Genomic DNA, 26,718 nt, shown 5'->3' on the forward strand with positions numbered 1-26,718 from the left:
CCTCTATTTGCGCAACAGGCGCAGGCCATTGAATACCACCAGCAGGCTGACGCCCATATCGGCGAACACCGCCATCCACATGGTCGCCATGCCCAGGAAAGTGACCGCGAGGAAGATCGCCTTGATCACCAGCGCAAGGATGATGTTCTGCTTGAGGATACTCGACGTTTGCCTGGAGAGCCGAATGAATGCCGGAATCTTGCGCAAATCATCGTCCATCAAGGCCACGTCGGCGGTCTCGATGGCCGTGTCGGTGCCGGCAGCGGCCATGGCAAAACCGATCTCGGCGCGAGCCAGGGCCGGCGCGTCGTTGATGCCGTCGCCGACCATGCCGACACGATGGCCTTGGGCATAAAGGGTTTCGATGGCTTGCAGCTTGTCGGTGGGCAGCAGGTCGCCTTGGGCTTGATCGATGCCGACCTGAGCACCAATCGCTTGGGCGGTGTGAGTGTTGTCGCCCGTGAGCATCAGGGTCTTGATGCCCAGCTCGTGCAGTTGCTGGATGGCTTCGCGGCTGCTGTCTTTTACGGTGTCGGCCACGGCGAACAGCGCCAGTGGGCCGGACTTGTCGAGCAACAACACCACAGACTTGCCTTGTTTTTCCAGGGCGAACAGTTTTTCCTCGAGCGCCGGCGAGCACAAGCCAAGGTCTTCCACCAGCCGGTGGTTGCCCAGATGATAGGTTTCGCCGTTGATATCACCGCGCACGCCCCGACCAGCCAGCGCTTCAAAGTTATCCACAGCGTGCACGGGCAGCTTTTTCTCCACCGCAGCGTTGGCAATCGCCAGGGACACAGGGTGGTCGGAACGTCCGGCCAGGCTGGCGGCCAGGGCCGGCGTGCTGTCCGCGACGGTGGGGAACAGTGCCAGGTAGTCGGTCTGCACCGGCTTGCCGTGGGTGATGGTGCCGGTCTTGTCGAGCGCCAGGTAGTCGAGCCTGTAACCGCCCTCCAGGTACACGCCGCCCTTGATCAGGATGCCTTTACGCGCCGCCGCCGCCAGGCCGCTGACGATGGTCACCGGGGTGGAGATCACCAATGCGCAAGGGCAGGCAACCACCAGCAACACCAGGGCGCGGTAGATCCAGTCAAACCAGGCGCCCGCCATGAACAGCGGCGGGATGATCGCCACACCCAGCGCGAACAGGAACACGGCTGGGGTGTAGACCTTCGAGAAACTGTCCACAAAGCGCTGGGTCGGTGCCCGTGCGCCTTGAGCCTGTTCCACCGCATGAATAATGCGCGCCAGCGTGGAATTGCCGGCTGCGGCGGTGACCTTGTACTCCAGGGAACCGGCCTGGTTGATGGTGCCGGCGAAGACTTTATCGCCCAAGGTCTTTTCAATCGGCAGGCTTTCACCGGTAATCGGCGCCTGGTCGATGGTGGACTGGCCTGCGGTGACTTCACCGTCCAAGCCGATGCGCTCGCCGGGCTTTACCCGGACGATCGCGCCAAGATCAATGCTTTTGACCTCCTGTTCCAACCATGAACCGTCGACCTGCTTCACCGTGGCCTGCTCCGGCGTCATCTGCATCAAGCCGCTGATGGCGTTACGGGCACGGTCCAGGGATTTGGCTTCAATCAACTCGGCCACGGTGAACAGGAACATCACCATGGCCGCTTCGGGCCACTGGCCGATCAGCACAGCACCGGTGACGGCAATGCTCATCAGCGCGTTGATGTTCAGGTTCAGGTTCTTGAGCGCAATCCAGCCCTTCTTATAGGTGGTGAGCCCACCGCTGAGGATCGACACCAATGCCACCACGGCAATCACCCAAGTGGGCGCGACACCGGTGAAATGCAGCACTTCGGCAGCCAATGCTCCCACGCCGGACACCGCCAACGGCCACCAGTGTTTCCTGGCGGGAGGTTCGGCGGCAGTGGCGCCCTCTTCAATCGGGTCGGCCTGCATGCCTAAGGACTTGATGGCATCGATGATCGGCGCGGTGCTCGGCAGGTCATGGGTGACGCCGAGGATGCGGTTGATCAGGTTGAATTCCAGTTGCTGCACGCCGGCGAGCTTGCCCAGTTTGTTCTGGATCAGTGTCTGCTCGGTGGGGCAGTCCATGGCTTCGATGCGAAAAGTGCTCAAGCGCGAGCCCGCAGTCGGTGCTTCGCTCAGTGTCACCACCGCAGGCGCGGCTTTGCTCGAACAGCAAGAACCCGCATGACTGGCATGATCATGCTTCTTGACCGGCGTCAGTTTGGCGCCGTGGTCGTGGCTATGTTCATGATCATGGTTGTGTTCATGATCGTGGTTGTGATCATGCTTATTCGGGGTGTGGATGGAATCGCTCATTCTGTCGCGTCCGTAAAGGTGCCTGTTGCCAAGTAAAGACCCTGTAGCCACTATAGGGTCAAGCACCCATTTGGAGATTGTTGCAATGAAGATCGGCGAACTGGCCAAACTGACCGACTGTCAGGTGGAAACTATCCGGTATTACGAGAAAGAAGGTCTGCTGCCGCCCCCGGCGCGCACCGACGCCAACTACCGCGTCTATACCCAGGCGCACACCGAACGGCTGATCTTCATCCGCAATTGCCGCAGCCTGGATATGACGCTGGAAGAAATCCGCAGCCTGCTCGGGCTGCGAGACAGCCCTCAGGACCAATGCGAAAGCGTGAATGCGCTGATCGACGAGCATATCCACCACGTAAAAGCGCGGATCGATGGGCTGCTGGTGTTACAGGAACAATTGCTCGACCTGCGCCAACGCTGTGGCGGTGGGGCGGATCTGGATCAGTGTGGGATTCTGCAGCGACTGGAAGTCAGCGGGAGCGTGGCGGCCAGCGAGGCTGAGCCTTCCCATGTGGGCAGAAGCCACGGCCATTGATTCAGCCTGGAAACCGCCCCACCCACACAAGCCGCACCTTCCTTGAGCGGCCTTCAGATCGCGACGTCGGCCTTGATGCTCGGGTCAGCGTCGTAGCCCACAATTTCGAAGTCTTCGAACTTGTAGTCGTAGATCGAAGCAGGTTTGCGCTTGATCACCAGTTCCGGCAGCTTTTTCGGCGTACGCGCCAGTTGGGTGCGGATCTGCTCCATGTGGTTGCTGTAGGCGTGGGTGTCGCCGGTAGTGACGATGATCTCGTGGGGGATCAGGTCGCACTGCTGGGCCAGTATATGGGTGAGCAACGCCAGCGCGGCGGTGTTGTAGGGCAGGCCCAGGAATACATCGGAGCTGCGAATATACAACTGCATCGACAGGTGGCCGTCATGCACGAACGCCTGGTACAACAGGTGGCACGGCGGCAGGGCTTGCTTGCCGTTGCGCGCGTTTTCCTGGGGGCTCTTGGTTTCGTCCGGCAGGTACTCGACGTTCCAGCCGTGGAACAGGATGCGGCGGCTGTTCGGGTTGGTCTTGAGCGTGTGGACCATGTAGTCGATCTGATTGATCTTGCCGCCATCCTTGGTCGGCCAGGCGGTCCATTGCTCGCCATACACCGGGCCCAGGTCACCCTCTTCGGTGGCCCATTCATCCCAGATGCGCACACCGTTTTCGTTCAGCCACTTGATGTTGGTGTTGCCGCTCAACATCCAGATCAATTCGTTGGCGATACTTTTGAAATGAAGCTTCTTGGTGGTCAGCAGCGGGAAGCCGTCGGCCAAGTTATGCCGATACTGACGGGCAAACACGGCCTTGGTGCCGGTGCCGGTGCGGTCGCCCTTGGTCAATCCGTTGGTCACGACGTCGTTCAGTAGTTCGAGATATTGCTTCATGTTATTACCCGTATCGTTGAAGCCGGGCTGCTCGGCTTGCAAGCAGCCCGGCATTCGAATTGTTAAACCGCGGTGCTCTTCAGCGGCTGCGGACGGTTGTACGCCCACCACAACAGGCCCAGGCCGGCGATGATCATCGGCAGGCTGAGAATCTGCCCCATGGTCAACCAGCCCCACGCCAGGTAGCCCAGTTGCGCATCCGGCACGCGCACGAACTCGACGATGAAACGGAAGATCCCGTAGAACAGCGCGAACATGCCGGAAACCGCCATGGTCGGACGCGGCTTGCGCGAAAAAATGTACAGAATCAGGAACAGTGCCACACCTTCCAGGGCGAACTGGTAGAGCTGCGACGGGTGGCGCGGCAATTGCGCCGGGTCGCTGAACGGCGGGAACACCATGGCCCACGGCACGTCGCTCGGCTTGCCCCATAGCTCGGCGTTGATGAAGTTACCGATGCGCCCGGCACCCAGGCCGATCGGCACGAACGGTGCGACGAAGTCCATCAGTTGGAAGAACGACTTGCCGTTGCGGCGGCCGAACCACCACGCGGCGATCATCACGCCGACAAACCCGCCGTGGAACGCCATGCCGCCCTTCCAGACTTCGAAGATCAACGTCGGGTGGGCGATGTACGCCGGCAGATCGTAGAACAACACATACCCGAGGCGCCCGCCGACAATCACCCCCATCGACATCCAGAACACCATGTCGGAGAGCTTCTCCTTGGTCCAGGTCGGATCGAAACGGTTCAGGCGCCGGGAAGCCAGCAGCCAGGCACCGCCGATGCCGATCAGGTACATCAACCCGTACCAATGGATTTGCAGCGGACCGATGGCCACGGCCACCGGGTTGATCTGCGGGTAAGGCAGCATTGCGACTCCTCGTTAAATCATTAGTCATGGCGCACCGGACCTTGCCGGTGTGCGATTAAGCCTGCGTTACAGCCGCTATTTCAAATTAAGAAGTTCACACGCACCGAACCGGCTGGCATGTTAACGGATGGAAGGCGTGCGACCCAACTTCGATGCGATGGAACGCCCGCCGCTGTGTGAGTAGAGTGGCAAAAAACACAAAAGGGATCACCTGATGTGCCTGATAGTTTTCGCCTGGCGGCCGGGCCACGCCCAACCGCTGATCGTCGCGGCCAACCGTGATGAGTTCTACGCCCGCCCCAGCCTGCCGCTGGCCCAGTGGCCAGATGCGCTCCAGGTCTACGCCGGTCGCGATCAGGAGGCGGGCGGTACCTGGCTGGGAGTGAACGCCGATGGGCGTTTTGCCGCGCTGACCAACATCCGCGACCCGCACCAGCCGCCGGCACGCAAGTCCCGTGGCGAGCTGGTGGCGCGGTTTCTCAGCGGTTCACTGCCAATTGAGGACTATTTGGCCGACGTTAACGGACGATCGATTGAATATGCCGGGTTTAACCTGCTGGTGGGCACGCGAGATGAACTGTGGCATTACAACGCCAACGAAACGGCGCCCACACGCTTGAAAGCCGGGGTTTACGGGCTGTCCAATGCCGGCCTGGATACGCCGTGGCCGAAGTTGCTCAAAGCCAAGGCGGCGTTGAAGGCTGTGCTGGATGATCCACAGCCGGAGGCGTTGCTGGGGATTTTGAGTGACCCGCAAACAGCGCCGTTCGCTGACCTGCCGGATACCGGCGTGGGGTTGGCGACGGAAAGTCTGCTGTCGAGCGTGTTTATCGCCAGCCCCAGTTATGGGACGCGGGCGAGTACAGCGCTGATTGTGAATGCCGATGGCACGCGGCGAATGGTGGAGCGCAGCTTTGGGCCGCTGGGTGGCAAGCTGGGCGAGGTCGAACTCAACATTCAGCCATAGCGCAAACCTGATGTGGCAGCGGGCTTGCTCGCTGCCACGTTTTGATCGGCGCCAGGCCCTACAAAGTTTTGGCGGAGGCCGGATTGATCATCCGCGTCAGCCCCAGGTTCTTCAGCGCTAATTGCAGCGAACTGTGGATAACTTGCGGGTTGTCGATGGTCATCAACTCGGCCAGCAACTCCTTGGCCATGCTCAGTTCGACCTGGCGCAGCATCCACTTCACCTTCGGCAGGTTGGTGGCGTTCATCGACAAGCTGTCAAAGCCCATCGCCATCAACAGCACCGCCGCCGCCGGGTCGCCGGCCATTTCGCCACAGATGCTTACCGGCTTGCCTTCGGCATGGGCTTCACGCACCACGTGCTGCAGGGCTTGCAGCACCGCCGGGTGCAGGTAGTCGTAAAGGTCGGCCACCCGTGGGTTGTTACGGTCCACGGCCAGCAGGTATTGGGTAAGGTCGTTGGAGCCCACCGACAGGAAGTCCACCTGCCGCGCCAGTTCCTTGGCCTGGTACACCGCTGCCGGAATTTCGATCATCACGCCAATCGGCGGCATCGGCACGTCGGCGCCTTCGTCGCGCACTTCGCCCCAGGCACGGTGGATCAGATGCAGCGCTTCTTCCAGCTCATGGGTACCGGAAATCATCGGCAGCAGGATACGCAGGTTGTTCAGGCCCTCGCTGGCCTTGAGCATGGCGCGGGTCTGCACGAGGAAAATTTCAGGGTGGTCGAGGGTAACGCGAATGCCGCGCCAACCGAGGAAAGGGTTGTCTTCCTTGATCGGGAAATACGACAGTGACTTGTCGCCGCCGATGTCCAGGCTGCGCATGGTCACCGGCAACGGGTGGAAGGCTTGCAGTTGCTCGCGATAGATCGCCAGCTGCTCCTTCTCACTCGGGAAGCGTTGGTTGATCATGAACGGCACTTCGGTGCGGTACAGCCCTACACCTTCGGCGCCACGCTGCTGCGCGCGGGCCACATCAGCCAGCAGGCCAGTGTTGACCAGCAATGGCATGCGGCGGCCATCGAGCGTGACACACGGCAGTTCGCGCAGTGAGTCGAGCCCCAGCGCCAACTGCTTCTCTTCTTCGACAACCTCGGCATATTGCTTGCGCAGTACGTCGCCGGGGTTGGTGTAGACCTCGCCGCGATGGCCATCGACGATCATGTCGATACCATCGACCTTGGAATACGGCAGGTCCACCAGGCCCATGACCGTCGGGATGCCCATGGCCCGGGCCAGGATCGCGACGTGTGAGTTACCCGAACCCAATACCGAAACCAGACCCACCAGTTTGCCTTCCGGCACTTCGCCGAGCATCGTGGCGGTCAGTTCTTCACTGATCAGAATGGTGTTGTCGGGGTAAACCAGGTTGGTGCTGCGATCTTCCTGCAGGTAGGCCAGCAGGCGACGACCCAGGTCGCGCACATCCGAGGCGCGCTCACGTAGGTAGTCGTCATCCATCATTTCAAAACGGTTGACGTGATCGGTGACCACTTGGCGCAACGCGCCCTGGGCCCACTGCCCGGTCTTGATCACGTTCTTGACTTCGCTGCCCAGGGACGCATCGTCAAGCATCATCTGGTACACATCGAACAAGGCCCGCTCTTCAGGGCGCAACTGAGTGGCCAGCTTGGTCGAAAGGTTGCGCATGTCGGCGCGCACGCCTTCCAGTGCGGTCTTGAACAATTTGATTTCAGCGTCAATGTCACTGACGGTCTTGTCCGGCACCACATCGAGGTCGGCTGGAGGCAGCATGACCACCGCCGTACCCACCGCCGCGCCCGGCGAGCCCGGAACACCGACGAACTTGGCTTCCTGGATGCCCTTGCCCTGGCGCCCGAGGCCGCGAATCGAGCCCGTCGCCTCGGCGTGAGCGATAACTCCGGCAAGCTGCGCGCTCATGGTCACGAGGAAGGCTTCTTCACCCTCATCGAACTGGCGGCGCTCTTTTTGCTGGATGACCAATACACCGACGACGCGGCGGTGGTGAATGATCGGTGCGCCGAGGAACGAGGCATAACGCTCTTCACCGGTTTCGGCAAAATAGCGATAACGCGGGTGATCGGCCGCATTTTCAAGATTGAGGGGTTCTTCACGCGTCCCCACCAGGCCCACCAGACCTTCATTTGGCGCCATGCTGACCTTGCCGATGGAGCGCTTGTTCAAGCCCTCGGTGGCCATCAGCACAAAACGATTGGTCTCGGGGTCCAGCAGGTAAACCGAGCAGACCTGGCTGCCCATGGCTTCCTTGACGCGCAACACAATAATCCCCAACGCCGCCTTGAGATCCTTGGCGGAGTTAACTTCCTGGACGATCTTGCGCAGCGTATTGAGCATGGCTCGGGGTCGAACTCCGTCGTCAGTCGCGCGTTAAAAGGCGCGGGGCAAGCTCTTTAAGAGCGCGACGATAAACCTCGCGCTTGAATGTCACCACCTGGCCCAACGGGTACCAATAGCTGACCCAGCGCCAGCCATCGAACTCCGGTTTACCGGTCAAATCCATCCGCACCCGCTGCTCATTGGAGATCAGGCGCAGGAGAAACCATTTCTGTTTCTGGCCGATGCACAGCGGTTGGCTGTGAGTACGCACCAGGCGTTGCGGCAAACGATAGCGCAACCAGCCACGGGTGCAGGCCAGAATTTGCACATCTTCGCGCTCAAGGCCGACTTCTTCGTTCAACTCACGGTACAAGGCGTCTTCAGGGGTTTCGTCGGGGTTGATCCCGCCTTGAGGAAACTGCCAGGCATCTTGGTTGATTCGGCGAGCCCATAGCACCTGTCCGGCATCATTCGTAAGAATAATCCCGACATTAGGACGGAAACCATCGGGGTCGATCACGGCAACAACCTCGCAAACGCATGTCGCCGCATTGTTCCACAAAGCTTGCTGAAGCGGCAACGAGGCTTCTTACCTTATGTGCACTCTTGTGAAAAGACCGTATTCTGGACGCCTTTTTACAGACTTTTCAGCGAGTAACTGCAATGCGCCTGGCTTTATTCGACTTGGACAACACCCTTCTCGGCGGTGACAGCGATCACGCCTGGGGCGATTACCTGTGCGCCCGCGGGATTCTTGACCCGGTGGCCTACAAGGCCCGCAACGACGCGTTCTACCAGGACTACCTGGCCGGCAAGCTGGACAATGCCGCCTACCTGAACTTCAGCCTGGAAATCCTCGGCCGTACCGAAATGGCCCAGCTGGAAGAATGGCACAACGACTTTATGCGCGACTGTATCGACCCGTTGATGCTGCCGCTGGCAGTGGAGCTGCTGGCCAGACACCGTGCCGCCGGCGACAAACTGGTGATCATCACCGCCACCAACCGCTTCGTCACCGCACCGATTGCCGCACGCCTGGGCGTTGAAACACTGATCGCCACCGAGTGCGAGATGGACAATGGCCGCTACACAGGGCGCAGCACCGACGTGCCATGCTTCCGTGAAGGCAAGGTGACGCGCTTGAACCGTTGGCTGGAAGAAACCGGGTATAGCCTGGAAGACAGCTACTTCTACAGCGACTCGATGAATGACTTGCCGTTGCTGGAGCAGGTGACCCACCCGGTGGCGGTGGACCCGGACCCGAACTTGCGCGCCGAAGCCGAGAAGCGTGGGTGGCCGGTGATTACGCTGCGTAGCTGATACCAAATTCTGTAGGCGCGAGCTTGCTCGCGAAAAACCTGAGAACACCGCGTGCATCCAGGCCAACCGCGTCATCGTTGACGTTTTTCGCGAGCAAGCTCGCTCCTACACGGGCTTGGCGCCCATCAACCCGGCAATCGCCACAAACCCCACCAGGCTGATTACCGCCAGCACCAAGGTGAAATTCAGGCTGCCGCCCTCGCCCTTGCGCAGGCGGTTAAGCCGCGCGACCAGCCAGAACCAGGCCAACGCCGCCACGGTGTAGAGGAGGCTGGAGCCCAGAATCCAGGTCTGCCCCAATGGCCAGCCGAGCAGATGCACCAGCCACCAGCCGGTAAACGGCATGCTCACCAGGCAAATCCCCATCAGCAGCCAGACAAACGCCCACGGGCGTTGCACGGTCACCGCCGGGCCGGCGCTGCGTTTGCGCCAGGCCAATACCGCCAACCCGAGGCCGCTGAGCAACAACAACACGGTGGCGGTGATGTGGATAACCTTGAGGGTGGTCAGCGTTTCCATGGTCTCGATTTCCTTAAAGGCCGCTCAGTCAGCGTAGTCGCTCAACCGAGGAACAGTTGGTAGGCCGGGTTTTCGCTTTCATCCCAGTACGGGTAGCCGATTTCCAGCAACGCAGCAGGCACCAGGTGGCGCTCGTCCGCCGGCACTTGCAGGCCGGCGACCACACGCCCATCGGCCGCGCCGTGGTTGCGGTAGTGGAACATCGAAATATTCCAGCGCCCGCCCAGCTTGTTGAGGAAGTTGAACAACGCTCCCGGGCGCTCCGGGAACTCGAAGCGAAACACCAGCTCATCGCTGACTTTGGCGGCGTGCCCGCCGACCATGTGGCGTATGTGTAACTTGGCCAGTTCGTTTTCGGTCAGGTCCAGCACCGGGAAACCCTGGCTGGTGAGACTGGCGATCAACGCGCTGCGCGGGTCGTTGTCCGGGTGGGTCTGCACACCGACGAAGATGTGCGCCTCGCTGCCGGAATGGTAGCGGTAGTTGAACTCGGTGATCTGGCGCTTGCCCACGGCTTCGCAGAACGCCTTGAAGCTGCCCGGTTTCTCGGGAATGGTCACGGCGATGATGGCTTCGCGGCCTTCACCCAGTTCGGCGCGCTCGGCCACATGGCGCAGACGGTCGAAATTGACGTTGGCACCGGAGTCGATGGCCACCAGGGTCTGCCCGCTGACACCTCGGGTGTCCACATACTTCTTGATGCCGGCCACGCCCAATGCACCCGCCGGCTCGGTAATAGAGCGCGTGTCGTCGTAGATGTCCTTGATCGCCGCGCAGATTTCATCGGTGCTGACGGTGATCACTTCATCCACGTAGTCTTTGCAGATATCGAAGGTGTGCTGGCCGATCTGCGCCACCGCCACCCCATCGGCAAAGATGCCGACAGTTGGCAGTACCACTCGCTCCCCTGCGGCCATGGCGGCCTGCAGGCAGTTGGAGTCGTCCGGCTCGACGCCGATGATCTTGATTTCGGGGCGCAGGTATTTCACGTACGCCGCAATACCGGCGATCAGCCCGCCGCCGCCCACCGGTACGAAAATCGCGTCCAGCGGCCCTGGGTGCTGGCGCAGGATCTCCATCGCCACGGTGCCCTGCCCGGCAATGGTGTGGGGATCGTCGTAGGGGTGAATGTAGACGTAGCCTTTTTCATCGACCAGTTTGAGCGAGTACGCCAGGGCTTCCGGGAATGAGTCACCGTGCAGCACTACTTTACCGCCACGGGAGCGCACACCTTCGACCTTGATCTCCGGGGTGGTCTTGGGCATCACGATGGTGGCCTTGACCCCCAGCACCTTGGCCGCCAGGGCCAGGCCCTGGGCATGGTTACCCGCAGAAGCGGTGACCACGCCACGTGCACGTTCCTCGGCCGACAGTTGGGTCAGCTTGTTATAGGCGCCGCGAATCTTGAACGAGAACACCGGCTGCAAGTCTTCACGCTTGAGCCAGACCTTGTTGCCCAGCCGCTCGGAGAGCTGGCGAGCGGTCTGCAACGGGGTTTCTACGGCAACGTCATAAACGCGCGAGGTGAGGATCTTTTTGACGTACTGTTCAAGCATCGGCGAAATCACTGGGCGAGTTGGGCAGGGCCGAGGAGTCTAACCCGGCTTTTGGCCGGACGACCACACGAATCCCGAGGTTTTGTTGGGTTATACTCGCGCCCCTCTTTACTCCCCGCCCGCTCCGGAGCCCGCATGACCCAGGATCAACTCAAACAGGCAGTGGCCCAGGCCGCCGTCGATTTAATCCTTCCTAAACTCGACGACAAAAGCATCGTCGGCGTCGGCACCGGCTCCACCGCCAACTGCTTCATCGACGCACTGGCCCAGCACAAGGGCGCGTTCGACGGCGCCGTAGCCAGTTCCGAAGCCACCGCCGCGCGCCTCAAGGGCCATGGCATTCCGGTGTACGAGCTCAACACCGTGAGCGACCTGGAGTTCTACGTCGACGGCGCCGATGAAAGCGACGCGCACCTGAACCTGATCAAAGGCGGCGGCGCAGCCCTGACCCGCGAGAAGATCGTCGCAGCCGTGGCCAAGACCTTTATCTGCATCGCCGACGCCAGCAAACTGGTACCGGTACTCGGCGCGTTCCCGCTGCCGGTGGAAGTGATCCCGATGGCCCGCAGCCACGTGGCCCGCGAGCTGGTGAAACTGGGCGGCGACCCGGTGTACCGCGAAGGCGTGTTGACCGACAACGGCAATATCATCCTCGATGTGTTCAACATGCAGATCACCAACCCGGTGGAGCTGGAAACCCGGATCAATGCGATTGTCGGTGTGGTCACTAATGGGTTGTTCGCCGCGCGCCCGGCCGATGTACTGCTGCTGGGTACCGCCGAAGGCGTGAAAACCCTTAAGGCTTGAGCGTTTTCTTGAAGGTGTAGAACAGGTTGGGTTCGCTGACCAAGTACAAACTACCCGCGTCATCCATGGCGATCCCTTCGGCCTGCGGCACCCGCTTCGTCAGGCCATGACGCCCGTTCAGCAGTGACAGACTGCTCAGCGGGCGACCGTCGATATCCAGCTCCAACACCAGGAACGACTCATCCGACAGCGCCAGCAGATGGCCGCTGCGCTCGTCGTATTGCAGGCTCGAGAGGTCGCGCACAAACAACCCTGCGTCACGCTTGGGGTTGTTGATCACGTGCACCGAGTAGGTTTTTTCCGGTTTGAAATGGGGAAAACCGCGCACCTCATAGATCAGCATAGGGTCGCGCTCTTTGGCCACGAACAGGCGCTTGCCCACCGAATCGTAGGCCAGCCCCTCGAACCCTTTATTACTGCCGGTATGCACACCCAAGGTCATCTGCTCCGCATCGGCGGCGTCGAGAAACCGGGTGTCGTCGTCCACATGCACCTTGATCAGCCGCTGTTGGCGCTCATCGCTGATCACGTAGATGTTGTCGCTGATGAACTCCACGGCCTCGGCATCGCCAAATCCGATCAGCGGGATACGCCGCACAATCACGCCGTCCAGGGACAGCTCGATCAACTCGGGGTTTTTATTGGTCACCGTGAACAGGCTTTTGCGCACCGGATCATAGGTGAGCGCCGAGACGTCATCGTCGAGCCCTTCGATGACTTTGGCTTCGAGGGTGACGCGGTAATCGGCCAGGCCAATCGAGCGTTCGTCAGCCGGCTGACGCCACGCCTGGAGGTTGAACCAGGCCCGCTCGAACAAGCGAAAGTGCTGTGCGACCAGCCCGGCAGCAACCAGGCCGATCAGCAAGAACACGGAAAACGCAGGTAGGGGACGGGCAAGTCGACGCATCAGGGAATCTATTTCTGCTTTTCGAAGCGATAGAAGAGGTTCGGCTCGCTGACTATATACAACGTACCGTCCTCGTCCATGGTGACGCCTTCTGCACGGGGAATGGTGTGCTTGAGGCCGTTGAAACCACCGAGCAAGGTCATGAAGCTGACTTGCTTGCCCTTCTCATCCAGCTCCAGGAGCATATGGGAGTCTGCCGACAGCACCAGCATGTGCCCGGTACTTGGGTCGATGGCCAGGGCGGAGAGGTTGCGCATGTCCAACTCGGTGCTGGCGAGCTTTTGCTTGTCGCCCGTCAACGTGCCGCCATCGCTTTTCCAGGTAAACAGCGCCGGTGGGCGCTCTTCTCCGAGTACGATTTGCTGGTTGCGCTTGTCCCAGGTGACGCCCTCAAAGGCTTTGTTCTGATCCTTGGACGGGCCCAGGTCATAGCTTGTGAAATCGGCTTTGTTCAGTTGGGTGGTGGCCGCATCGACCTTGACGACGGTCAGGCTGTGGTCACGCTCGTCCACCACGGCCATCAGGCCGTTCTCCATCACGGTCACGCCTTCCGGGTTGTTCCAGCCGTTGAGCGGCATTTTGCGCAGCACATCGCCTTGCAGGCTCAACTCAACGAGGAACGCGTTCTTGCCCATGACCGAGAACAGGGTTTTGGTCTGCGGGTTGTAGGAGACATCCGAGGCCTCATCCTTTTCCATGCCGGGCAGCAACTTGGCGTCAATCACCGCGTGGTAGTCAGGCAGCCAAATGCTGGCCTGGCGTTCGGCTGGCGTTTCGAAGCCCTCGGCAACCCACAACAGGCCTCGATCATCCCAATGCATCGCCCAGGAGACGCCATAGATGACCACGCCAACCAGAAATAACCAGGAATACCAGCGTAGGACGAAGCGCGAGCGGAGCTTAGGTTTCGAAGAGGGAAGAGACACGGCCATTGAGCGCTTTCCGGAAAGACAGCTATAGGGGATAGCACAGGATCTGAAAACCCGCGCGCAGGAGGCTGCGAATTATCCGGATGGCGTGTGAAAAAAATGCAAAACCTTCACTTCAGCGCCGAGTCAGAGGCCGGATGCCAGCCAGTCAAGACTATTTGTTGGAGCGAGCTTGCTCGCGAAAAACCCACAGACGCCGCGTTCATTCAGGCGACACGCGTTATCGTTGACGTTTTTCGCGAGCAAGCTCGCTCCTACAGACGGCAGTTACGCTTAACTGACTGGAGGGCTTGCCCCTTCCCACACTCGAGATGGGTTTCGCCAGGCAATCAGCGAACGTTGCTTTCGAAGCGGCTCACGCCCGACAACTCCAACACCAGCTCATCGCCCACGTTCAACGGCCCCACACCGGCTGGCGTGCCGGTGAGGATCACATCGCCGGCCTGCAGCGAGAAACAGCCGGCCATGTGCTGGATCATCGGGATGATCGGGTTAAGCATCTGCGCGCTGTTGCCGTCCTGACGCACCTCGCCATTGATCGTCAGGCGTATGCCGATATCGGTCATGTCCGGGAAGGTGCTGCCGACCACGAACGGCGCAATCACCGCCGCACCGTCGAAGGATTTGGCGATTTCCCAGGGCAGCCCCTTGGCTTTCAGCTCGGCCTGCTTGTCGCGCAGGGTCAGGTCCAGGGCCGGGGCGAAACCGGAGATAGCGTCCAGCACTTCCTCGCGGCTGGGCTTGGTCGACAACGGCTTGCCGATCAATACAGCGATCTCCGCTTCGTAATGCACCGAACCGCGCTCGGTCGGAATCGCAAAACCGCCCTCCAGCGCCACGACGCAACTGCCCGGCTTGATGAACAGCAACGGCTCAGTCGGTACCGGGTTGTCCAGTTCCTTGGCATGTTCGGCGTAGTTACGCCCGATACACACCACTTTGCCCAGCGGAAAGTGGATGTTGGTGCCGTCGACATACTTGTGCTGGTAGCTCATGGAGCGCCTCCTGGAGGGCGGTTAAACAGCGAAGATCTTGCCGGGGTTCATGATCCCGTTCGGGTCGAACACCGCTTTGACCGCTTTCATGTATTCGATCTCTACTGGAGAACGGCTATAGCTCAGATAATCGCGCTTGGTCATCCCCACACCGTGCTCGGCGGAGATCGAGCCGTTGTACTTCGCGACGGTTTCGAACACCCACTTGTTCACGGTGGCGCACTTTGCAAAGAACTCGTCCTTGCTCAGGTTTTCCGGCTTGAGAATGTTCAGGTGCAGGTTGCCGTCGCCGATGTGGCCGAACCAGACGATCTCGAAGTCAGGGTAATGTTCGCCGACGATTGCATCGATTTCGCGCAGGAACGCCGGTACTTTGGAGACAGTGACCGAGATGTCGTTCTTGTACGGCGTCCAGTGGGAAATGGTTTCGGAGATGTACTCGCGCAGCTTCCACAGGTTGTGCAGCTGGGTTTCGCTCTGGCTCATCACGCCATCCAGCACCCAGCCCTGCTCAACACAGTGTTCGAAGGTTTCCAGAGCGTGGTTGGCGACTTCTTCGGTGGTGGCTTCGAACTCCAGCAGCGCATAGAACGGGCACTCGGTTTCGAACGGTGCCGGCACGTCGCCGCGACCGAGGACTTTGGCCAGGGCCTTGTCGGAGAAAAACTCGAACGCGGTCAGGTCCAGCTTGCTCTGGAACGCGTGCAGCACCGGCATGATCGAGTCGAAATCGGTGGTACCAAGCACCATCGCGGTGAGGTTCTTCGGCGCCCGGTCCAGGCGCATGGTGGCTTCGACCACGAAACCCAGGGTGCCTTCCGCGCCGATAAACAACTGACGCATATCGTAACCGGTGGCGTTCTTGATGAGGTCGCGGTTCAGTTCCAGCACATCACCTTTGCCGGTGACCACTTTCATGCCGGCAACCCAGTTTCGGGTCATGCCGTAGCGAATCACCTTGATCCCGCCGGCATTGGTGCCGATATTGCCGCCGATCTGGCTGGAGCCGGACGAAGCGAAATCCACCGGATAGTACAGGCCGTGTTCTTCGGCAGCGTTCTGCAACTGCTTGGTGACCACGCCCGGCTGGCAGACGGCAGTGCGGTCGGTGAGGTTCATGTCGAGAATCTGGTTCATATAGTCGAACGACACCACCACTTCGCCATTCGCCGCCACCGCTGCCGCCGACAGGCCGGTACGACCGCCCGATGGCACCAGCGCCACCTTGCGCTCGTTGGCCCAGCGGACGATGGCCTGCACCTGCTCAATGGTCTTGGGGAAGACGATGGCGGTAGGCGCGGGTGCGAAGTGCTTGGTCCAATCCTTGCCGTAAGCCTCCAGGGAGTCTGCATCGGTCAGCACTTTGCCAGGCTCAACCAGGGTCTTTAGCTCATCAATCAGGGCAGGATGGGTCATTGACAGAACTCTCGAACAATTCATGGTCATCCTGAGAACGCTTCACGTCGCAGGAATGAGTGTTTAGCGGGGCGCGTATGCTAGCATACCGCCCCCGCAGGACAGAGCCCAAGGGCGTTTCTGCGGTGACGGCTTTCCTGCCGTCCGGGTCAGCTTAAGTGATCCGACTCCCTGCCATTTTTCTCCGGGATACAGGTTTACGCAGATGAGCAAGACTTCTCTCGATAAGAGCAAGATCAAGTTCCTTCTTCTGGAAGGCGTCCACCCATCGGCTGTCGACGTTCTGAAAGCCGCCGGGTACACCAGCATTGAGTACATCACCAGTTCTCTGCCGGAAGCCCAGCTCAAGGAAAAGATCGCCGACGCGCACTTTATCGGCATTCGCTCACGCACTCAGTTGACCGAAGAAATCTTCGATCACGCCAAGAAACTCGTGGCGGTCGGCTGTTTCTGCATCGGCACCAACCAGGTTGACCTCAACGCAGCGCGCGAGCGCGGCATCGCGGTGTTCAACGCACCGTACTCCAACACCCGTTCCGTTGCGGAGCTTGTGTTGGCGGAAGCCATCCTGCTGCTGCGCGGTATCCCGGAGAAGAACGCTTCCTGCCACCGTGGCGGCTGGATCAAGAGCGCGGCCAACTCCTTCGAAATCCGCGGCAAGAAGCTGGGTATCGTGGGTTATGGCTCGATCGGTACTCAGTTGTCGGTCCTGGCTGAAGGCTTGGGGATGCAGGTGTTCTTCTACGACACCCTGACCAAACTGCCATTGGGCAACGCCACCCAAGTGGCCAGTCTGACCGAGCTGCTGGGCATGTCCGACATCGTGACCCTGCACGTTCCGGAAACCGCTGAGACCCAGTGGATGATTGGCGAGAAGGAAATCCGTGCCATCAAGAAAGGCGGCATCCTGATCAACGCCGCACGCGGCACCGTGGTCGAACTGGATGCCCTGGCTGAAGCGATCAAGGACAAGCACCTGATCGGCGCCGCCATCGACGTCTTCCCGGTAGAGCCTCGCTCCAACGATGACGTCTTCGAAAGCCCGCTGCGTGGCCTGGACAACGTGATCCTGACCCCGCACATCGGCGGTTCCACCGCCGAAGCCCAAGCCAACATCGGCCTGGAAGTTTCGGAGAAGCTGGTCAAGTACAGCGACAACGGTACGTCCGTTTCGTCGGTGAACTTCCCGGAAGTGGCCCTGCCGGCTCACCCTGGCAAACACCGCCTGCTGCACATCCACCAGAACATCCCTGGCGTGCTGATGGAGATCAACAAGGTCTTCGCGGAAAACGGCATCAACATCTCCGGTCAGTTCCTGCAGACCAACGAGAAAGTCGGTTACGTGGTCATCGACGTCGACGCCGAGTACTCGGACCTGGCGCAAGAGAAGCTGCAGCACATCAAAGGCACGATTCGTAGCCGCGTGCTTTTCTAGGGACTAGGTACTAGTCAGCTGCAAGCTGCAAGTTTGAAGCTGCAAGCAAAAAGCTGTCGCTTGCAGCTTATAGCTTGAAGCTTGCAGCTATAAAAAACGGGAGCCCCGCCAGGGACTCCCGTTTTTTATTTCACATTAACCGTGATCACTTTCGAGGCTACAGTCGGGTTGAACTGCATGTGCAGTTTGTCGCCGGCCACCAGTTGCAAGGTGTGCTTGCCTGGGGCGAGGGTCAGTTCGGTCTCGGTCTGGGCCTTGCCGTAGTGGATCACGGTCTCGGTGGCCGGGATCGGTACGCTGGCATCCGGCAGCTCTTTCTGGTCGATCAACAGGTGGTGGTGGCCGGTGCCCGGGGCCTGTTCAGTGGCCGGGGCCAGCTTCAAGCCTTCCATGCCGAATTTGACGGTAAAGGTCTTATCCACAGTGGCGCCATCCTTAGGCGACACGATAAATACTTTGGCACCTTCAGGCGGCGCGCTACGCGGGATGCCGTCGGCGGCGGTGGCCAACATCGAGGCACCCAGCAGCAGGCTGGCAATCGTTGCACGGGACAATAAGGCTTTCATTCGCTTCTCCAGTTTCTGCAGGAAATCTGTTGGGTTATGACAACTTCGCGACAAATTGCTGTCCAAGGCACTCAACACAATAGCAAAGCGATGCTGGGCGGCACCTCGCACAGCTGAATTCTTTAGGAGCGACCATGCGCTTTTCGCCTGGCCTTGTACTTTTACTTCCCCTTTTGAGCCCTTTGGCCCATGCCGAACTGATCGACGATGTGTTTGATCGCGGCGAACTGCGCATCGCACTGGAAGCCAACACCCCGCCCCTCAACTTCAAGGACGGCAATAAGCTAACCGGTTTTGAAGTGGAGTTGGGTGAACAATTGGCCAAGGAAATGGATGTGCGCCCCTCCTTTATCACCACCGATGACAGCGACCTGTTGTCGGGCGTCGAAACCGGCAAATATGACGTAGCCATCAACCATATCGCTATGACTGCGCAGCTCAATGATCGGTTCGATTTCAGCGAGGCTTATCTCGAAAAGCCGGAACTGGCGATTCCGTTCCAGAAGGGCAACCCGGCGTTCAAGAGCAGCCTGGACAGGGCACTGCAGCAGATCAAGGCCGATGGCCGCTTGAAAGCGCTCTCGCACAAGTGGTTAAAGGGCCAGCCCCTTACAATTGCGCCAATGCCTGAACCGCTTCAGGCAACTCCTGCTCACTGAACACCAGCACCCCATGGTGCTTGAGCAACGCTGCCGTCACACCCTCGCCGCTCACCTTGAGACCGCTGAAGGTGCCGTCATAGATCAGCCGGTTGCCGCAGGATGGGCTGTTGGCCTTGAGGATGGCGATGCGGATGCCGTGGCGCTGCACCAATGCCAGCGCCTGGCGGGCGCCATCGAGGAAGGCGGCGCTGAAGTCTTCGCCCTCGGCGGTGAGCACCCGCGCACGGCCTTCCCACACGTCGACGCCCTGCCCGCCCGCGATTTCGGCAGGTGGCCGTGGCGTCGGCAAGCCGCCCGAGACCTCTGGGCAAATCGCGACCACTCGGCCCTCGGCCTGCCACTGCACCAAGGGATCGAACGGGCCGCTGGCTCCGCCGTCATAACGCACCTTGTGTCCAAGCAGGCAGCGGCTGACCAGAATCTTTTCCATATCAAAACGGCTCATTGCCCCGCCGGCGAAACCAGCCGGTCAAGGACAAGCGTTCGCGCGTAGCGGGCAGGACTTCGTGGGGCACTTCCCCCGACAGGAACACCACCAGGCAACCGCCGCTGGGCTCCACATCGTATTCGACGCCATCCTTGAGGTACATGCGCAACTGGCCGCCATGCTCAGGCAACCAGGCGTCGTTCAAATAGACCACTGCCGAAACCGTGCGCCGGTCATCATCGCGGAAACGGTCCAGATGCTTGAGGTAAAACGCCCCCGGCGGGTACATCGCGAAGTGGCTTTCGAAGTCTTCGAGGCCCAGGAACAGATCGCGATTCATCGCCAGCCGCAGGCCGTCCATCAACCCCATATAGGTCTGGCAGACCGCTGCATCGCCCTCTTCCAGCCACTGGATATGGTCACCGCGAATGCCCTCGCGAATCTCCTGGGCCGGCCCTCGCCCTACAGCGGCAGGTACCAATTCACCCTCGGCCGCACGTTTACGGCACTCAGCCGCCAGTTCCAGGGTCAGAGCCTGGGGCAGGAAGCCGTTCTGCTGCGACCAGCCTTTTTCGGCCAGGTCGTCGACGATACGTTGCAGCAGCGGGTGATCGAAGGATATTTGCATGGCGCGCATAGTATCCATACGCCTGTGAATTCGACAGAGCCGCCGAGCGTCTGAACACACTTTAGTCAGGTGACTGATAGGATTTCTCGACAAATCCTACGCCCGACACGGACAATAGTGGCCGACTGACAGGAGTCCCTATGCGTCGTTTGTTTTTTTCCGTGCTGATGTTCTGCGTTTTGCCCGCTTGGGCAGACAGCCATGACCAGTTGTACAAAGTCGCCGGCTGGGCCGAACAACGTGCGCATTTCAATGACGCCCTCAGTGCCGCCCAGCAACGCTACCGCAATAGCCTGCCGCCGGCGGTGTACCAGGCGCTGGTGGACAACAGCAACAAACGCTTTGCGGCCCAGGCCGTTGATCAGCGTGCCGAAGCGCAGTTGCGCAAGCACCTGGCCGACCCCAAGCCCGCGCTGGCGTTCTTCCAATCCCCCCTGGGCCGCAAGATTGTCGATGCCGAATTGCTCGCCACCCGCCGCGACCAGTTGGCGAAAAACGCCAAGGGCTTGCCCCACATGGAAGCCGACGCGACCCGCAGCCTGATCATCGGACACCTGGCCCAGGCCCTGCCGGCACGCGAAGCCGGTGCGGAAGTCAGCCTGGCAATTGCCGGTGTCGCGGCTGACAGTTTGAGCCAGATGATTCCCGGCCTGCTGGGCGGTACCCAGGCCCAAGGCATGTTGAATGGTCAACGTGAGCGCCTGATGCAACAGATCGGCAACGACCTGAACAACACGCTGCTGTACGTCTATCGGAACCTGTCCGACCCGGAGCTGGAAGAGTTCGCTACGTTTGCGGAGTCACCGGAAGGTAAAGCGTATTACCAGGCAGCATTGGCAGCGATCAGGGCAGGGCTTGCCGTCGGCCAAAGCACGTCCAGCCTGACGCAGTAAAGTGCGCAAGGGAGCGTCCCCCCTCCCGCACTGAGCCCGTTACTTCAGGTGGTCTGTCAGGAAGCTGAAGTATTGCCGGCGAATCTCGGGAATCTCATTGGCCAGGTGATGCCTGCCACGCGGCAGCATCAACACCTCAGGCCGGTCGAACTTGCCCTGCAGCACTTGCAAGTTGTGCTGCCAGTCCACCGTCATGTCTTCCTCCCCCTGTACGATCAGTGGCCGTCGTGGGCTGCGCGGGGCGGCTTCGATGCGCTTGATCCAGCGCGCCAGCGCGCCGACCCAGGCCGTGGGCAGTTGGCGGGGTTGCAGCGGGTCGGCCTCCAGGAACGGCTTGAAGTCCGGGTCGTTGGTATTCTCGCTGAACCGGCGAGCGATGCCTTTTACAAACGGACGCAGCAGGTAATAGCTGACCTGCGACCAGCCCCAGGCCCGTGGCCGCACCAAGGGCGACAGCAGGAAGGTCTGGCCTTGGGCCGGGCTGTCGAGGCCATGGTTGAGCAGGTGGTCGACCACTACCGCACCGCCCGTGCTTTGTCCGAACAAGTGCCAGGGTTGCGGCAGTTGCAGCGCCTGGGCCTGGGCAAACAGCGCCTGCACCACGGCCTGATACACCGCAAAATCATCGATGCTTGCACGGGCGCCGCTGGACAAGCCATGCCCCGGCAAATCGCAGGCGATTACCACGAACCCACGGTCCAGCGCCCAATCCACTACGTGGCGGTACAGCCCCATATGGTCGTAGAAGCCGTGGAACATAAACATCGTCGCCACCGGCTGCACTGGCCACCAGACTTGCGCCACCACCTGGAAGCCTTCCACTTCAAAGCGTCCCAAGCGGCTGGCGACCGGCACTTTGCGCGCCGGCAGGTCCAATCCATAGAAGCGCTGGTAGACCCGAGCCTCCACGGAAAGCGGCTGCGCATCCACCAAAGGCCGCAAGCTTTCGCGTAGATGATCGGGGTCAAAGCTGACAGGCATAAAGGGTTCCAGACTCTCAGGGAAGATGAATATCGAGCTGCGATATTCATCTGTCAGGGCAAGCATGGCAAGCTACGCGACCTCCGAGGAAAGATCCAAATGCGACAGCACTTGCGCACCGCCCTGTTCGCCAGCCTGATTCTGGTCATTTGCACCGGTGTGCTGTGGGCCGCCTATGACTGGTTCCAGGGCCGCTATCTGCGTGCCTTCAGCGAACACACCGCGGTGTTCTCCGGCGACGCCTTGCGCCTGCCTGCCGAACTCGCAGGCCCCGGCCCGATACGCCTCGTGCACTTCTGGGACCCGGCGTGCCCGTGCAATGTCGGCAACCAGCAGCATTTGGACGAACTGATCGAAGAGTACGCGCCTCAAGGCGTGGAGTTTTATGCTCTGCAAAAGGCCGGCAGCCACGGCCAACTGCCTGACAAACTGCGCAAGATGAAACCCCTCAGCGCTCTGCCCGGTGCCGACCAGGTGCCGGCAACGCCGGCCGTGGGCATTTGGGACCGCACGGGCAAGCTTGCGTACTTCGGCCCCTACAGTGAAGGGCTGACGTGTAATTCCAGCAACAGCTTTATCGAACCGATCTTGAAAGCCCTTGGGGCCGGGCGCGAAGTGAGTGCCACCCACACGCTGGCGGTGGGTTGCTATTGCCAGTGGCGCGATGAGTCAAACTGAACACAGGCTGTTCGAGCGGCAAACTCCAGTCACCCAGGCGGCAGGCTGCTGTATCGTACGCCCTCGGCAGGATTGTAAGCACAGGAATACATGAGCCAGTTAACCATCATCCTCTGGATACTCAACGTTATCGTCGACACGTCCGGCCAGCTGGCCTTCAAGGCCGCGGCGTCAGCCAGCGCCGAGCATGACGGCCTGGCCCACTGGAAACACATGCTCAAACGGCCGTGGATCTGGATCGGCGTTATCTGTTACGTCTTCGAATTCGTGTTGTGGCTGGCCTTCCTGACACTGGTGCCGCTGTCGGTCGGTGTGATGCTGGGCTCGATCAATATCGTGGTGATCATGATTGCCGGCCGCTTCCTGTTCAAGGAAAGCCTGAGCAAATGGCGGTTGATCGGCATCATGCTGATCGCCTGTGGCGTGACCGTCGTGGGGTTTGAATAATGAAACGCTTTTATATCCTGGGTTTTCTCGCGCTGATCATTTTCGACACCTTGGCGCAGGTCAGCTTCAAATTCGCCTCGGTGCATGCCGAACCGCTGACGATGGACACCGCCTGGCTGGTGCGTGTGTTTGGTGCTCCATGGATCTACGGCGCTTTTGTAGGTTACATCGGTGCCTTCTTCACCTGGATGACCTTGCTCAAATATGCCCCGGTAGGTCCGGCATTTGCGGCCTCGCACCTGGAACTGATCAGCGTCACGCTGATTTCCGTGTGGTTGTTCGATGACAGCCTGACTCTGCCGAAGATCATCGGCGGCGCGTTGATCATTGCCGGCATCCTGTGCCTGGCGCGCAGCGAAGACGAAGCCGGTAAAGTCATCGGTGCCGGTCGTTCCGAGACGCTGGCGTAATGACTCGCCGGGAGATTCCGCCTACCGCAGGGTTGCCCCTGCGCTGGTGGGACCTGTTCGGTTTGTCGGGCGACCTGGCCCCTGCCCTGGCCCGCCAGTTATCGATCCCGCTGCCGGCGCTGCCTTGCTCCGGGACCGCCGCGCTGGTCATCGCCCTGCGGGTATTGCAACAGCGGATGCCGGGGCGTACCCGGCTCATCGTGCCGGCCTATACCTGCCCACTGGTGGCCTTGGCCGCCCATTACTGCCCGCCGTTGCGGGTGGTGCCCTGTGATTTGCAACCCGACAGCATCGACCTGGACGAACAGCACCTGGCGCAGTTGTGCGACGAAAGCACCCTGGCGGTGGTGGTCACCCATCTGGCCGGGCGCGTAGCTGATGTCGACACTGCCAGGCGCATTGCCGGTGCAATCGGCGCGGCGGTCATCGAAGATGCCGCGCAAGCCATGGGGGCGCTGGATGATGGTCACAGTGTCGGGCTCAAAGGCGACGTGGGTTTTTTCAGCATGGCACTGGGTAAAGGCCTGACGACGGCAGAGGGCGGCGTGTTGTTCAGCCGTGACCCGGTGTTGCATCAGGCGCTGCACCGCCAATGTCGCCAGGACCTGCCGTTCAGCCTGCACTGGGAGTTGCGGCGCAGCGCCGAGCTGTGGGGATATGCCCTGCTTTATCGGCCGTACGGCTTGTATTACGTGTATGGCAAGGCATTGCGCACGGCGCTGGCACAAGGCGATGAAGTCGCCGCAGTCGGTGATAATTTCTCGGTCAACGACATCCCGCTGCATCATTTGGGCGGTTATCGCCGCAGGGTCGGCGCCGCTGCACTGGCTCGCTTGCCCGATCACCTGCAACAAGGCCGCACCCGGGCATTACACCGTGCCGCACGCTTGAATGTCCTGCCCGGTGTCTCGGTCATCCTCGACCGGCCCGGACGGCAGGGGACCTGGCCTTTTCTGATGGTGATGATGCCCTCGGCGCACACCCGGGATGCGGCGATGGCGCAGCTTTGGACCTCGGGGCTGGGCGTGACGCGTTTGTTTATTCATACCTTGCCGGATTACCCCGACGTGGCCCCCTTGCTGGAGCCGGGCAGCCAGATCACTCAGGCCCAGGCTTTCGCCCGCCGCACACTGTCGATCAGCAACAGCCCTTGGCTGACCGACGAGCTCTTCGAACAGATCCTCGCCAGGCTGAAGGTTATCGTTTCCAAGCCTGATTGATGCGCGCGACCAGACGGCCATTCAACTCGTTCTGCTGCTGTTGCCAAATCTGCACCTGCGCCTCAGGCAGTTCTTCCTGGCCATCAGACGCGCTCAGCCAGCGCTTGAACCTGCTTTCATAGTGATAGGCCGATACGTCACCGGTGACGTCCGCGCCAATGACCTGGCCCTGGCAGGCATCGATCAGATCATTCAAATGCTGTTCCAGGAATTCACCCTGGTCCCAATTGGTGTTCACCACCTGTGGGCTTAGCACGTCTTTGTCGATGGACAGGTACACCGGCAGCGAGCGATCAAGCTGGGCCAGAAACGCACTCATCAACTCATCCGGATGGTTGAAGGCACGATTGCTCGGCCCGGCGCCGATCCAGTTCATCCAGCGCGTATCGACGTTGACGTTCCAGTAGGTCAACTTGCGTTTGAGCAGCGGCGACCAGTGATTCTCCCAGGCGTGGCCCAAGGCAATGTCCTGCGAACCTATACCCAGCACATGCACATGCTCGACCTGGGGCAAGCGGCTGGCCCAATAGACCCAAGAACCGCAGTGGATGCCGAACGGGTAGCGCATATTGTCGGGGTGGTTGTCGCAGATGATCAGTTGGTACTTCTGTTGACTGGGCAGGCGGTTCAACAGAAGCTGGCTGAGGTGGTGGTAGTCGCCACTGCCGGTAAACACGCAGCCGTAATCGCTGGGCATCTGCGCGTGCAGGGCGGTTTCCAGTTCCTTGAACTGGGCCCAACGACAGCCGAAGCGGATTTTTTCCTGCCACGCCTGCAGCGGTAAGGTGACTGCGCCGGGAATGTCGCTGACGGCGCCATCGAAATCGAGAATCAGCGGCGCTCGGTCCTGGCTCATGCGGTTTTCTCCTGGTGCCACTGCAAGTCACTTTCAAAGTGATGCCGGAACCGGTTGCCCAGCTTGCGCAACAGCGGGTTGCGTATCCACACCAGGTGACGGGTAAAGGTAAAGTCGGCGCCGAGGTTGGCCTTGACCTGCGGGTCGGTCCAGCCCGCCACATAAAATTCCAGCCCATGGGCCACCGCGTACTCCAGGTTCACAAACCAGCTGACAAAGTACAGGTTGAACTCCAGCGCCTGCGGGTAATTGAGGCCGATGTACTTGTCGAGCAGCTTGTCGCCCTGCACATAGCACAGGTTGTAGCCGATCAGTTCGTCGCAGTGCCAGTAGCAGAACACCCGGCCATTGCTGCCGGCGTCCCTCAGCAACCCGCTGAAAAACTCCGGTGCGAGCAGGTCGAAATGGATCTCGCTCTGGTCGTACACCGCCTTGTACAACCCGTACAGCTGCGTCAGCCAGGCATCATCGTTGAAGCGTGCATCGCCGGTATCCAGGACCTCCACGCGCAACGCTTCACGACTGCGTAATTTGCGTCGGATATTGCGGCGGCGGCTGTGGGACAAGCGCCCAAGATATTCATCGATGGTGGTGAAGTTGATCGGCACATAAGCCAGTGCCTGACCCTCAAGGCTGATGAAACCACGCCGAGTGCAATCATCGATCAAGGCTTGCGCGTAACGGTTGTCGGCCTCGCTGAGCAACGGGGAATTGTGCGGCACGTCTTTGACGATGGTGAGGTTGCGCTGCGGGACGCATTCCTCTTGCAGCCACTGTGCGAGGTGCTCGGGCGATACGTCCTGAGGGAACGGCGCGTACTCAGTGACCGTCGTGCCCACAAAGCAACTGTCGACACGCAACCACGAATGCCACACGGCATAGCCCGGCCAACCGCGAACACGCTTGACGAAGTCATCGTCGGCGGTGGTCAACAGATCGAACGGGGTGAAGAAGTACGGCAAGCCCTGGTCAGACAGCCTGGCGTCAAAGCCGACCGGCGGATGCTGCAAAAAGCGGCTGATCAGCGATTGCGCTTCCAGGCTACAGGCGTAGGCAACGTCTGCATGGCTGGGATCTGGCTTGGGTTGCGTGGCGCAGGTCATGAAAAAAGGCTCAAGGACGACGGGCGCAATAGTAGCTCATCCACAGCGCCGGTCACTTGAACCTCGGCTGTCACAACGGCG

General features: G+C 60.4%; 28 protein-coding genes and 1 pseudogene. 11 read left to right on the forward strand and 18 right to left on the reverse strand.

Annotated elements, in window-relative coordinates; genetic code table 11:
- Positions 1–3 precede the first annotated feature (3 nt).
- Entirely contained in the window at positions 4–2,298 is a 2,295-nt protein-coding gene (locus tag M5B97_RS05740; RefSeq protein ID WP_248730975.1) for a heavy metal translocating P-type ATPase, read from the reverse strand.
- An 85-nt stretch (positions 2,299–2,383) separates the two neighbouring features.
- Here M5B97_RS05740 and cadR point away from each other — a divergent pair, with 85 nt between their 5' ends.
- A complete protein-coding gene (gene cadR, locus M5B97_RS05745) occupies positions 2,384–2,833 on the forward strand; it encodes a Cd(II)/Pb(II)-responsive transcriptional regulator (RefSeq protein ID WP_134659245.1) in 450 nt (149 codons plus the stop codon).
- Positions 2,834–2,886: 53 nt separating this feature from the next.
- On the opposite strand, the gene M5B97_RS05750 is transcribed toward cadR, so the two are convergent.
- Together M5B97_RS05750 and lgt are read right to left on the reverse strand one after the other, a co-directional pair.
- Positions 2,887–3,720, reverse strand: coding sequence for a thymidylate synthase (locus tag M5B97_RS05750; protein WP_248730976.1), 834 nt, complete (start codon positions 3,718–3,720; stop codon positions 2,887–2,889).
- A 62-nt stretch (positions 3,721–3,782) separates the two neighbouring features.
- Positions 3,783–4,595, reverse strand: a complete 813-nt coding sequence (gene lgt, locus M5B97_RS05755; RefSeq protein WP_123717134.1) for a prolipoprotein diacylglyceryl transferase — start codon at positions 4,593–4,595, stop codon at positions 3,783–3,785.
- A 214-nt stretch (positions 4,596–4,809) separates the two neighbouring features.
- Between lgt and M5B97_RS05760 the strand changes: the two genes are divergently transcribed.
- On the forward strand, positions 4,810–5,562 hold the full coding sequence (locus M5B97_RS05760; protein WP_123717133.1) for an NRDE family protein: 753 nt from the start codon (positions 4,810–4,812) through the stop codon (positions 5,560–5,562).
- A 58-nt stretch (positions 5,563–5,620) separates the two neighbouring features.
- Here M5B97_RS05760 and ptsP read toward each other — a convergent pair whose 3' ends face one another.
- Together ptsP and M5B97_RS05770 are read right to left on the reverse strand one after the other, a co-directional pair.
- Positions 5,621–7,900 carry a phosphoenolpyruvate--protein phosphotransferase gene (gene ptsP / locus M5B97_RS05765; RefSeq protein WP_134659249.1) on the reverse strand — a complete coding sequence of 760 codons (2,280 nt, stop codon included), beginning with the start codon at positions 7,898–7,900 and terminating at the stop codon, positions 5,621–5,623.
- 22 nt (positions 7,901–7,922) lie between these two features.
- Positions 7,923–8,402, reverse strand: a complete 480-nt coding sequence (locus M5B97_RS05770) for an RNA pyrophosphohydrolase (RefSeq protein ID WP_123717131.1) — start codon at positions 8,400–8,402, stop codon at positions 7,923–7,925.
- A gap of 143 nt (positions 8,403–8,545) precedes the next feature.
- Here M5B97_RS05770 and M5B97_RS05775 point away from each other — a divergent pair, with 143 nt between their 5' ends.
- Positions 8,546–9,202, forward strand: coding sequence for an HAD family hydrolase (locus M5B97_RS05775; protein ID WP_134659251.1), 657 nt, complete (start codon positions 8,546–8,548; stop codon positions 9,200–9,202).
- Here M5B97_RS05775 and M5B97_RS05780 read toward each other — a convergent pair.
- The 3 genes and pseudogenes from M5B97_RS05780 to ilvA form a co-directional block, all read right to left on the reverse strand.
- Positions 9,201–9,299, reverse strand: a pseudogene (locus M5B97_RS05780) (outer membrane lipoprotein carrier protein LolA); the annotation flags it as partial. The gene M5B97_RS05775 and the pseudogene M5B97_RS05780 sit on opposite strands and share 2 nt — an antisense overlap.
- An 8-nt stretch (positions 9,300–9,307) precedes the next feature.
- Complete coding sequence (locus M5B97_RS05785) at positions 9,308–9,721, reverse strand: DUF2269 family protein (protein ID WP_248730977.1); 414 nt, start codon at positions 9,719–9,721, stop codon at positions 9,308–9,310.
- A gap of 41 nt (positions 9,722–9,762) precedes the next feature.
- On the reverse strand, positions 9,763–11,277 hold the full coding sequence (gene ilvA, locus M5B97_RS05790; protein ID WP_123717128.1) for a threonine ammonia-lyase, biosynthetic: 1,515 nt from the start codon (positions 11,275–11,277) through the stop codon (positions 9,763–9,765).
- 135 nt (positions 11,278–11,412) lie between these two features.
- Here ilvA and rpiA point away from each other — a divergent pair, with 135 nt between their 5' ends.
- The gene (gene rpiA, locus M5B97_RS05795) at positions 11,413–12,084 is read left to right on the forward strand and encodes a ribose-5-phosphate isomerase RpiA (RefSeq protein WP_134659255.1); all 672 of its coding nucleotides are present in this window, start codon (positions 11,413–11,415) and stop codon (positions 12,082–12,084) included.
- On the opposite strand, the gene M5B97_RS05800 is transcribed toward rpiA, so the two are convergent.
- The 4 genes from M5B97_RS05800 to M5B97_RS05815 all read right to left on the reverse strand — a co-directional run bounded on the left by M5B97_RS05800 (position 12,074) and on the right by M5B97_RS05815 (position 16,331).
- A complete protein-coding gene (locus M5B97_RS05800) occupies positions 12,074–12,991 on the reverse strand; it encodes an SdiA-regulated domain-containing protein (protein ID WP_248730978.1) in 918 nt (305 codons plus the stop codon). The two genes, rpiA and M5B97_RS05800, sit on opposite strands and share 11 nt — an antisense overlap.
- 8 nt (positions 12,992–12,999) lie before the next feature.
- Positions 13,000–13,923 carry an SdiA-regulated domain-containing protein gene (locus M5B97_RS05805; protein ID WP_248730979.1) on the reverse strand — a complete coding sequence of 308 codons (924 nt, stop codon included), beginning with the start codon at positions 13,921–13,923 and terminating at the stop codon, positions 13,000–13,002.
- Between the two features lie 326 nt (positions 13,924–14,249).
- Entirely contained in the window at positions 14,250–14,915 is a 666-nt protein-coding gene (locus M5B97_RS05810) for a fumarylacetoacetate hydrolase family protein (RefSeq protein ID WP_123717124.1), read from the reverse strand.
- Between the two features lie 21 nt (positions 14,916–14,936).
- Positions 14,937–16,331 carry an FAD-binding oxidoreductase gene (locus M5B97_RS05815; protein WP_248730980.1) on the reverse strand — a complete coding sequence of 465 codons (1,395 nt, stop codon included), beginning with the start codon at positions 16,329–16,331 and terminating at the stop codon, positions 14,937–14,939.
- A 205-nt stretch (positions 16,332–16,536) separates the two neighbouring features.
- Between M5B97_RS05815 and serA the strand changes: the two genes are divergently transcribed.
- Positions 16,537–17,766, forward strand: coding sequence for a phosphoglycerate dehydrogenase (gene serA / locus M5B97_RS05820; RefSeq protein ID WP_123717122.1), 1,230 nt, complete (start codon positions 16,537–16,539; stop codon positions 17,764–17,766).
- A gap of 125 nt (positions 17,767–17,891) precedes the next feature.
- Here the strand turns inward: serA and M5B97_RS05825 are convergent, their stop codons facing one another.
- Positions 17,892–18,332, reverse strand: coding sequence for a DUF4399 domain-containing protein (locus tag M5B97_RS05825; protein ID WP_123717121.1), 441 nt, complete (start codon positions 18,330–18,332; stop codon positions 17,892–17,894).
- Positions 18,333–18,466: 134 nt separating this feature from the next.
- On the opposite strand from M5B97_RS05825, the gene M5B97_RS05830 reads away from it, so the two are divergent.
- Positions 18,467–18,991, forward strand: a complete 525-nt coding sequence (locus tag M5B97_RS05830; RefSeq protein ID WP_123717120.1) for a transporter substrate-binding domain-containing protein — start codon at positions 18,467–18,469, stop codon at positions 18,989–18,991.
- Here M5B97_RS05830 and M5B97_RS05835 read toward each other — a convergent pair.
- Together M5B97_RS05835 and M5B97_RS05840 are read right to left on the reverse strand one after the other, a co-directional pair.
- Positions 18,942–19,424 carry a DUF523 domain-containing protein gene (locus M5B97_RS05835; protein ID WP_248731087.1) on the reverse strand — a complete coding sequence of 161 codons (483 nt, stop codon included), beginning with the start codon at positions 19,422–19,424 and terminating at the stop codon, positions 18,942–18,944. The two genes, M5B97_RS05830 and M5B97_RS05835, sit on opposite strands and share 50 nt — an antisense overlap.
- 1 nt (position 19,425) lies before the next feature.
- Positions 19,426–20,058: a 2OG-Fe(II) oxygenase gene (locus tag M5B97_RS05840; protein ID WP_248730981.1), complete on the reverse strand. Its 633-nt coding sequence runs from the start codon at positions 20,056–20,058 to the stop codon at positions 19,426–19,428.
- 131 nt (positions 20,059–20,189) lie between these two features.
- Between M5B97_RS05840 and M5B97_RS05845 the strand changes: the two genes are divergently transcribed.
- Positions 20,190–20,942 (forward strand): DUF2059 domain-containing protein, encoded by a 753-nt coding sequence (locus tag M5B97_RS05845; RefSeq protein WP_123716426.1) that lies wholly within the window; start codon positions 20,190–20,192, stop codon positions 20,940–20,942.
- 39 nt (positions 20,943–20,981) lie between these two features.
- Here M5B97_RS05845 and M5B97_RS05850 read toward each other — a convergent pair whose 3' ends face one another.
- Positions 20,982–21,923, reverse strand: coding sequence for an alpha/beta hydrolase (locus M5B97_RS05850; RefSeq protein ID WP_248730982.1), 942 nt, complete (start codon positions 21,921–21,923; stop codon positions 20,982–20,984).
- Positions 21,924–22,022: 99 nt separating this feature from the next.
- Here M5B97_RS05850 and M5B97_RS05855 point away from each other — a divergent pair, with 99 nt between their 5' ends.
- From M5B97_RS05855 to M5B97_RS05870, 4 genes are all read left to right on the forward strand, one after another.
- Positions 22,023–22,601 carry a DUF6436 domain-containing protein gene (locus M5B97_RS05855; RefSeq protein WP_248730983.1) on the forward strand — a complete coding sequence of 193 codons (579 nt, stop codon included), beginning with the start codon at positions 22,023–22,025 and terminating at the stop codon, positions 22,599–22,601.
- A 90-nt stretch (positions 22,602–22,691) separates the two neighbouring features.
- Positions 22,692–23,048 carry an EamA family transporter gene (locus tag M5B97_RS05860; RefSeq protein ID WP_248730984.1) on the forward strand — a complete coding sequence of 119 codons (357 nt, stop codon included), beginning with the start codon at positions 22,692–22,694 and terminating at the stop codon, positions 23,046–23,048.
- Entirely contained in the window at positions 23,048–23,458 is a 411-nt protein-coding gene (locus M5B97_RS05865; protein ID WP_123716430.1) for an EamA family transporter, read from the forward strand. Before M5B97_RS05860 ends, M5B97_RS05865 begins: the two co-directional genes overlap by 1 nt.
- A complete protein-coding gene (locus M5B97_RS05870; RefSeq protein ID WP_248730985.1) occupies positions 23,458–24,678 on the forward strand; it encodes a DegT/DnrJ/EryC1/StrS family aminotransferase in 1,221 nt (406 codons plus the stop codon). Before M5B97_RS05865 ends, M5B97_RS05870 begins: the two co-directional genes overlap by 1 nt.
- On the opposite strand, the gene M5B97_RS05875 is transcribed toward M5B97_RS05870, so the two are convergent.
- Both M5B97_RS05875 and M5B97_RS05880 read right to left on the reverse strand, forming a co-directional pair.
- Positions 24,656–25,534 carry a hypothetical protein gene (locus M5B97_RS05875; RefSeq protein ID WP_248730986.1) on the reverse strand — a complete coding sequence of 293 codons (879 nt, stop codon included), beginning with the start codon at positions 25,532–25,534 and terminating at the stop codon, positions 24,656–24,658. The two genes, M5B97_RS05870 and M5B97_RS05875, sit on opposite strands and share 23 nt — an antisense overlap.
- Positions 25,531–26,637 (reverse strand): GNAT family N-acetyltransferase, encoded by a 1,107-nt coding sequence (locus M5B97_RS05880; protein ID WP_248730987.1) that lies wholly within the window; start codon positions 26,635–26,637, stop codon positions 25,531–25,533. The genes M5B97_RS05875 and M5B97_RS05880 overlap by 4 nt, the downstream gene beginning before the upstream one ends.
- Between the last annotated feature and the right edge of the window lie 81 nt (positions 26,638–26,718).

The organism is Pseudomonas sp. MWU13-2517 (assembly GCF_023242545.1).
Classification (GTDB): Bacteria; Pseudomonadota; Gammaproteobacteria; order Pseudomonadales; family Pseudomonadaceae; genus Aquipseudomonas.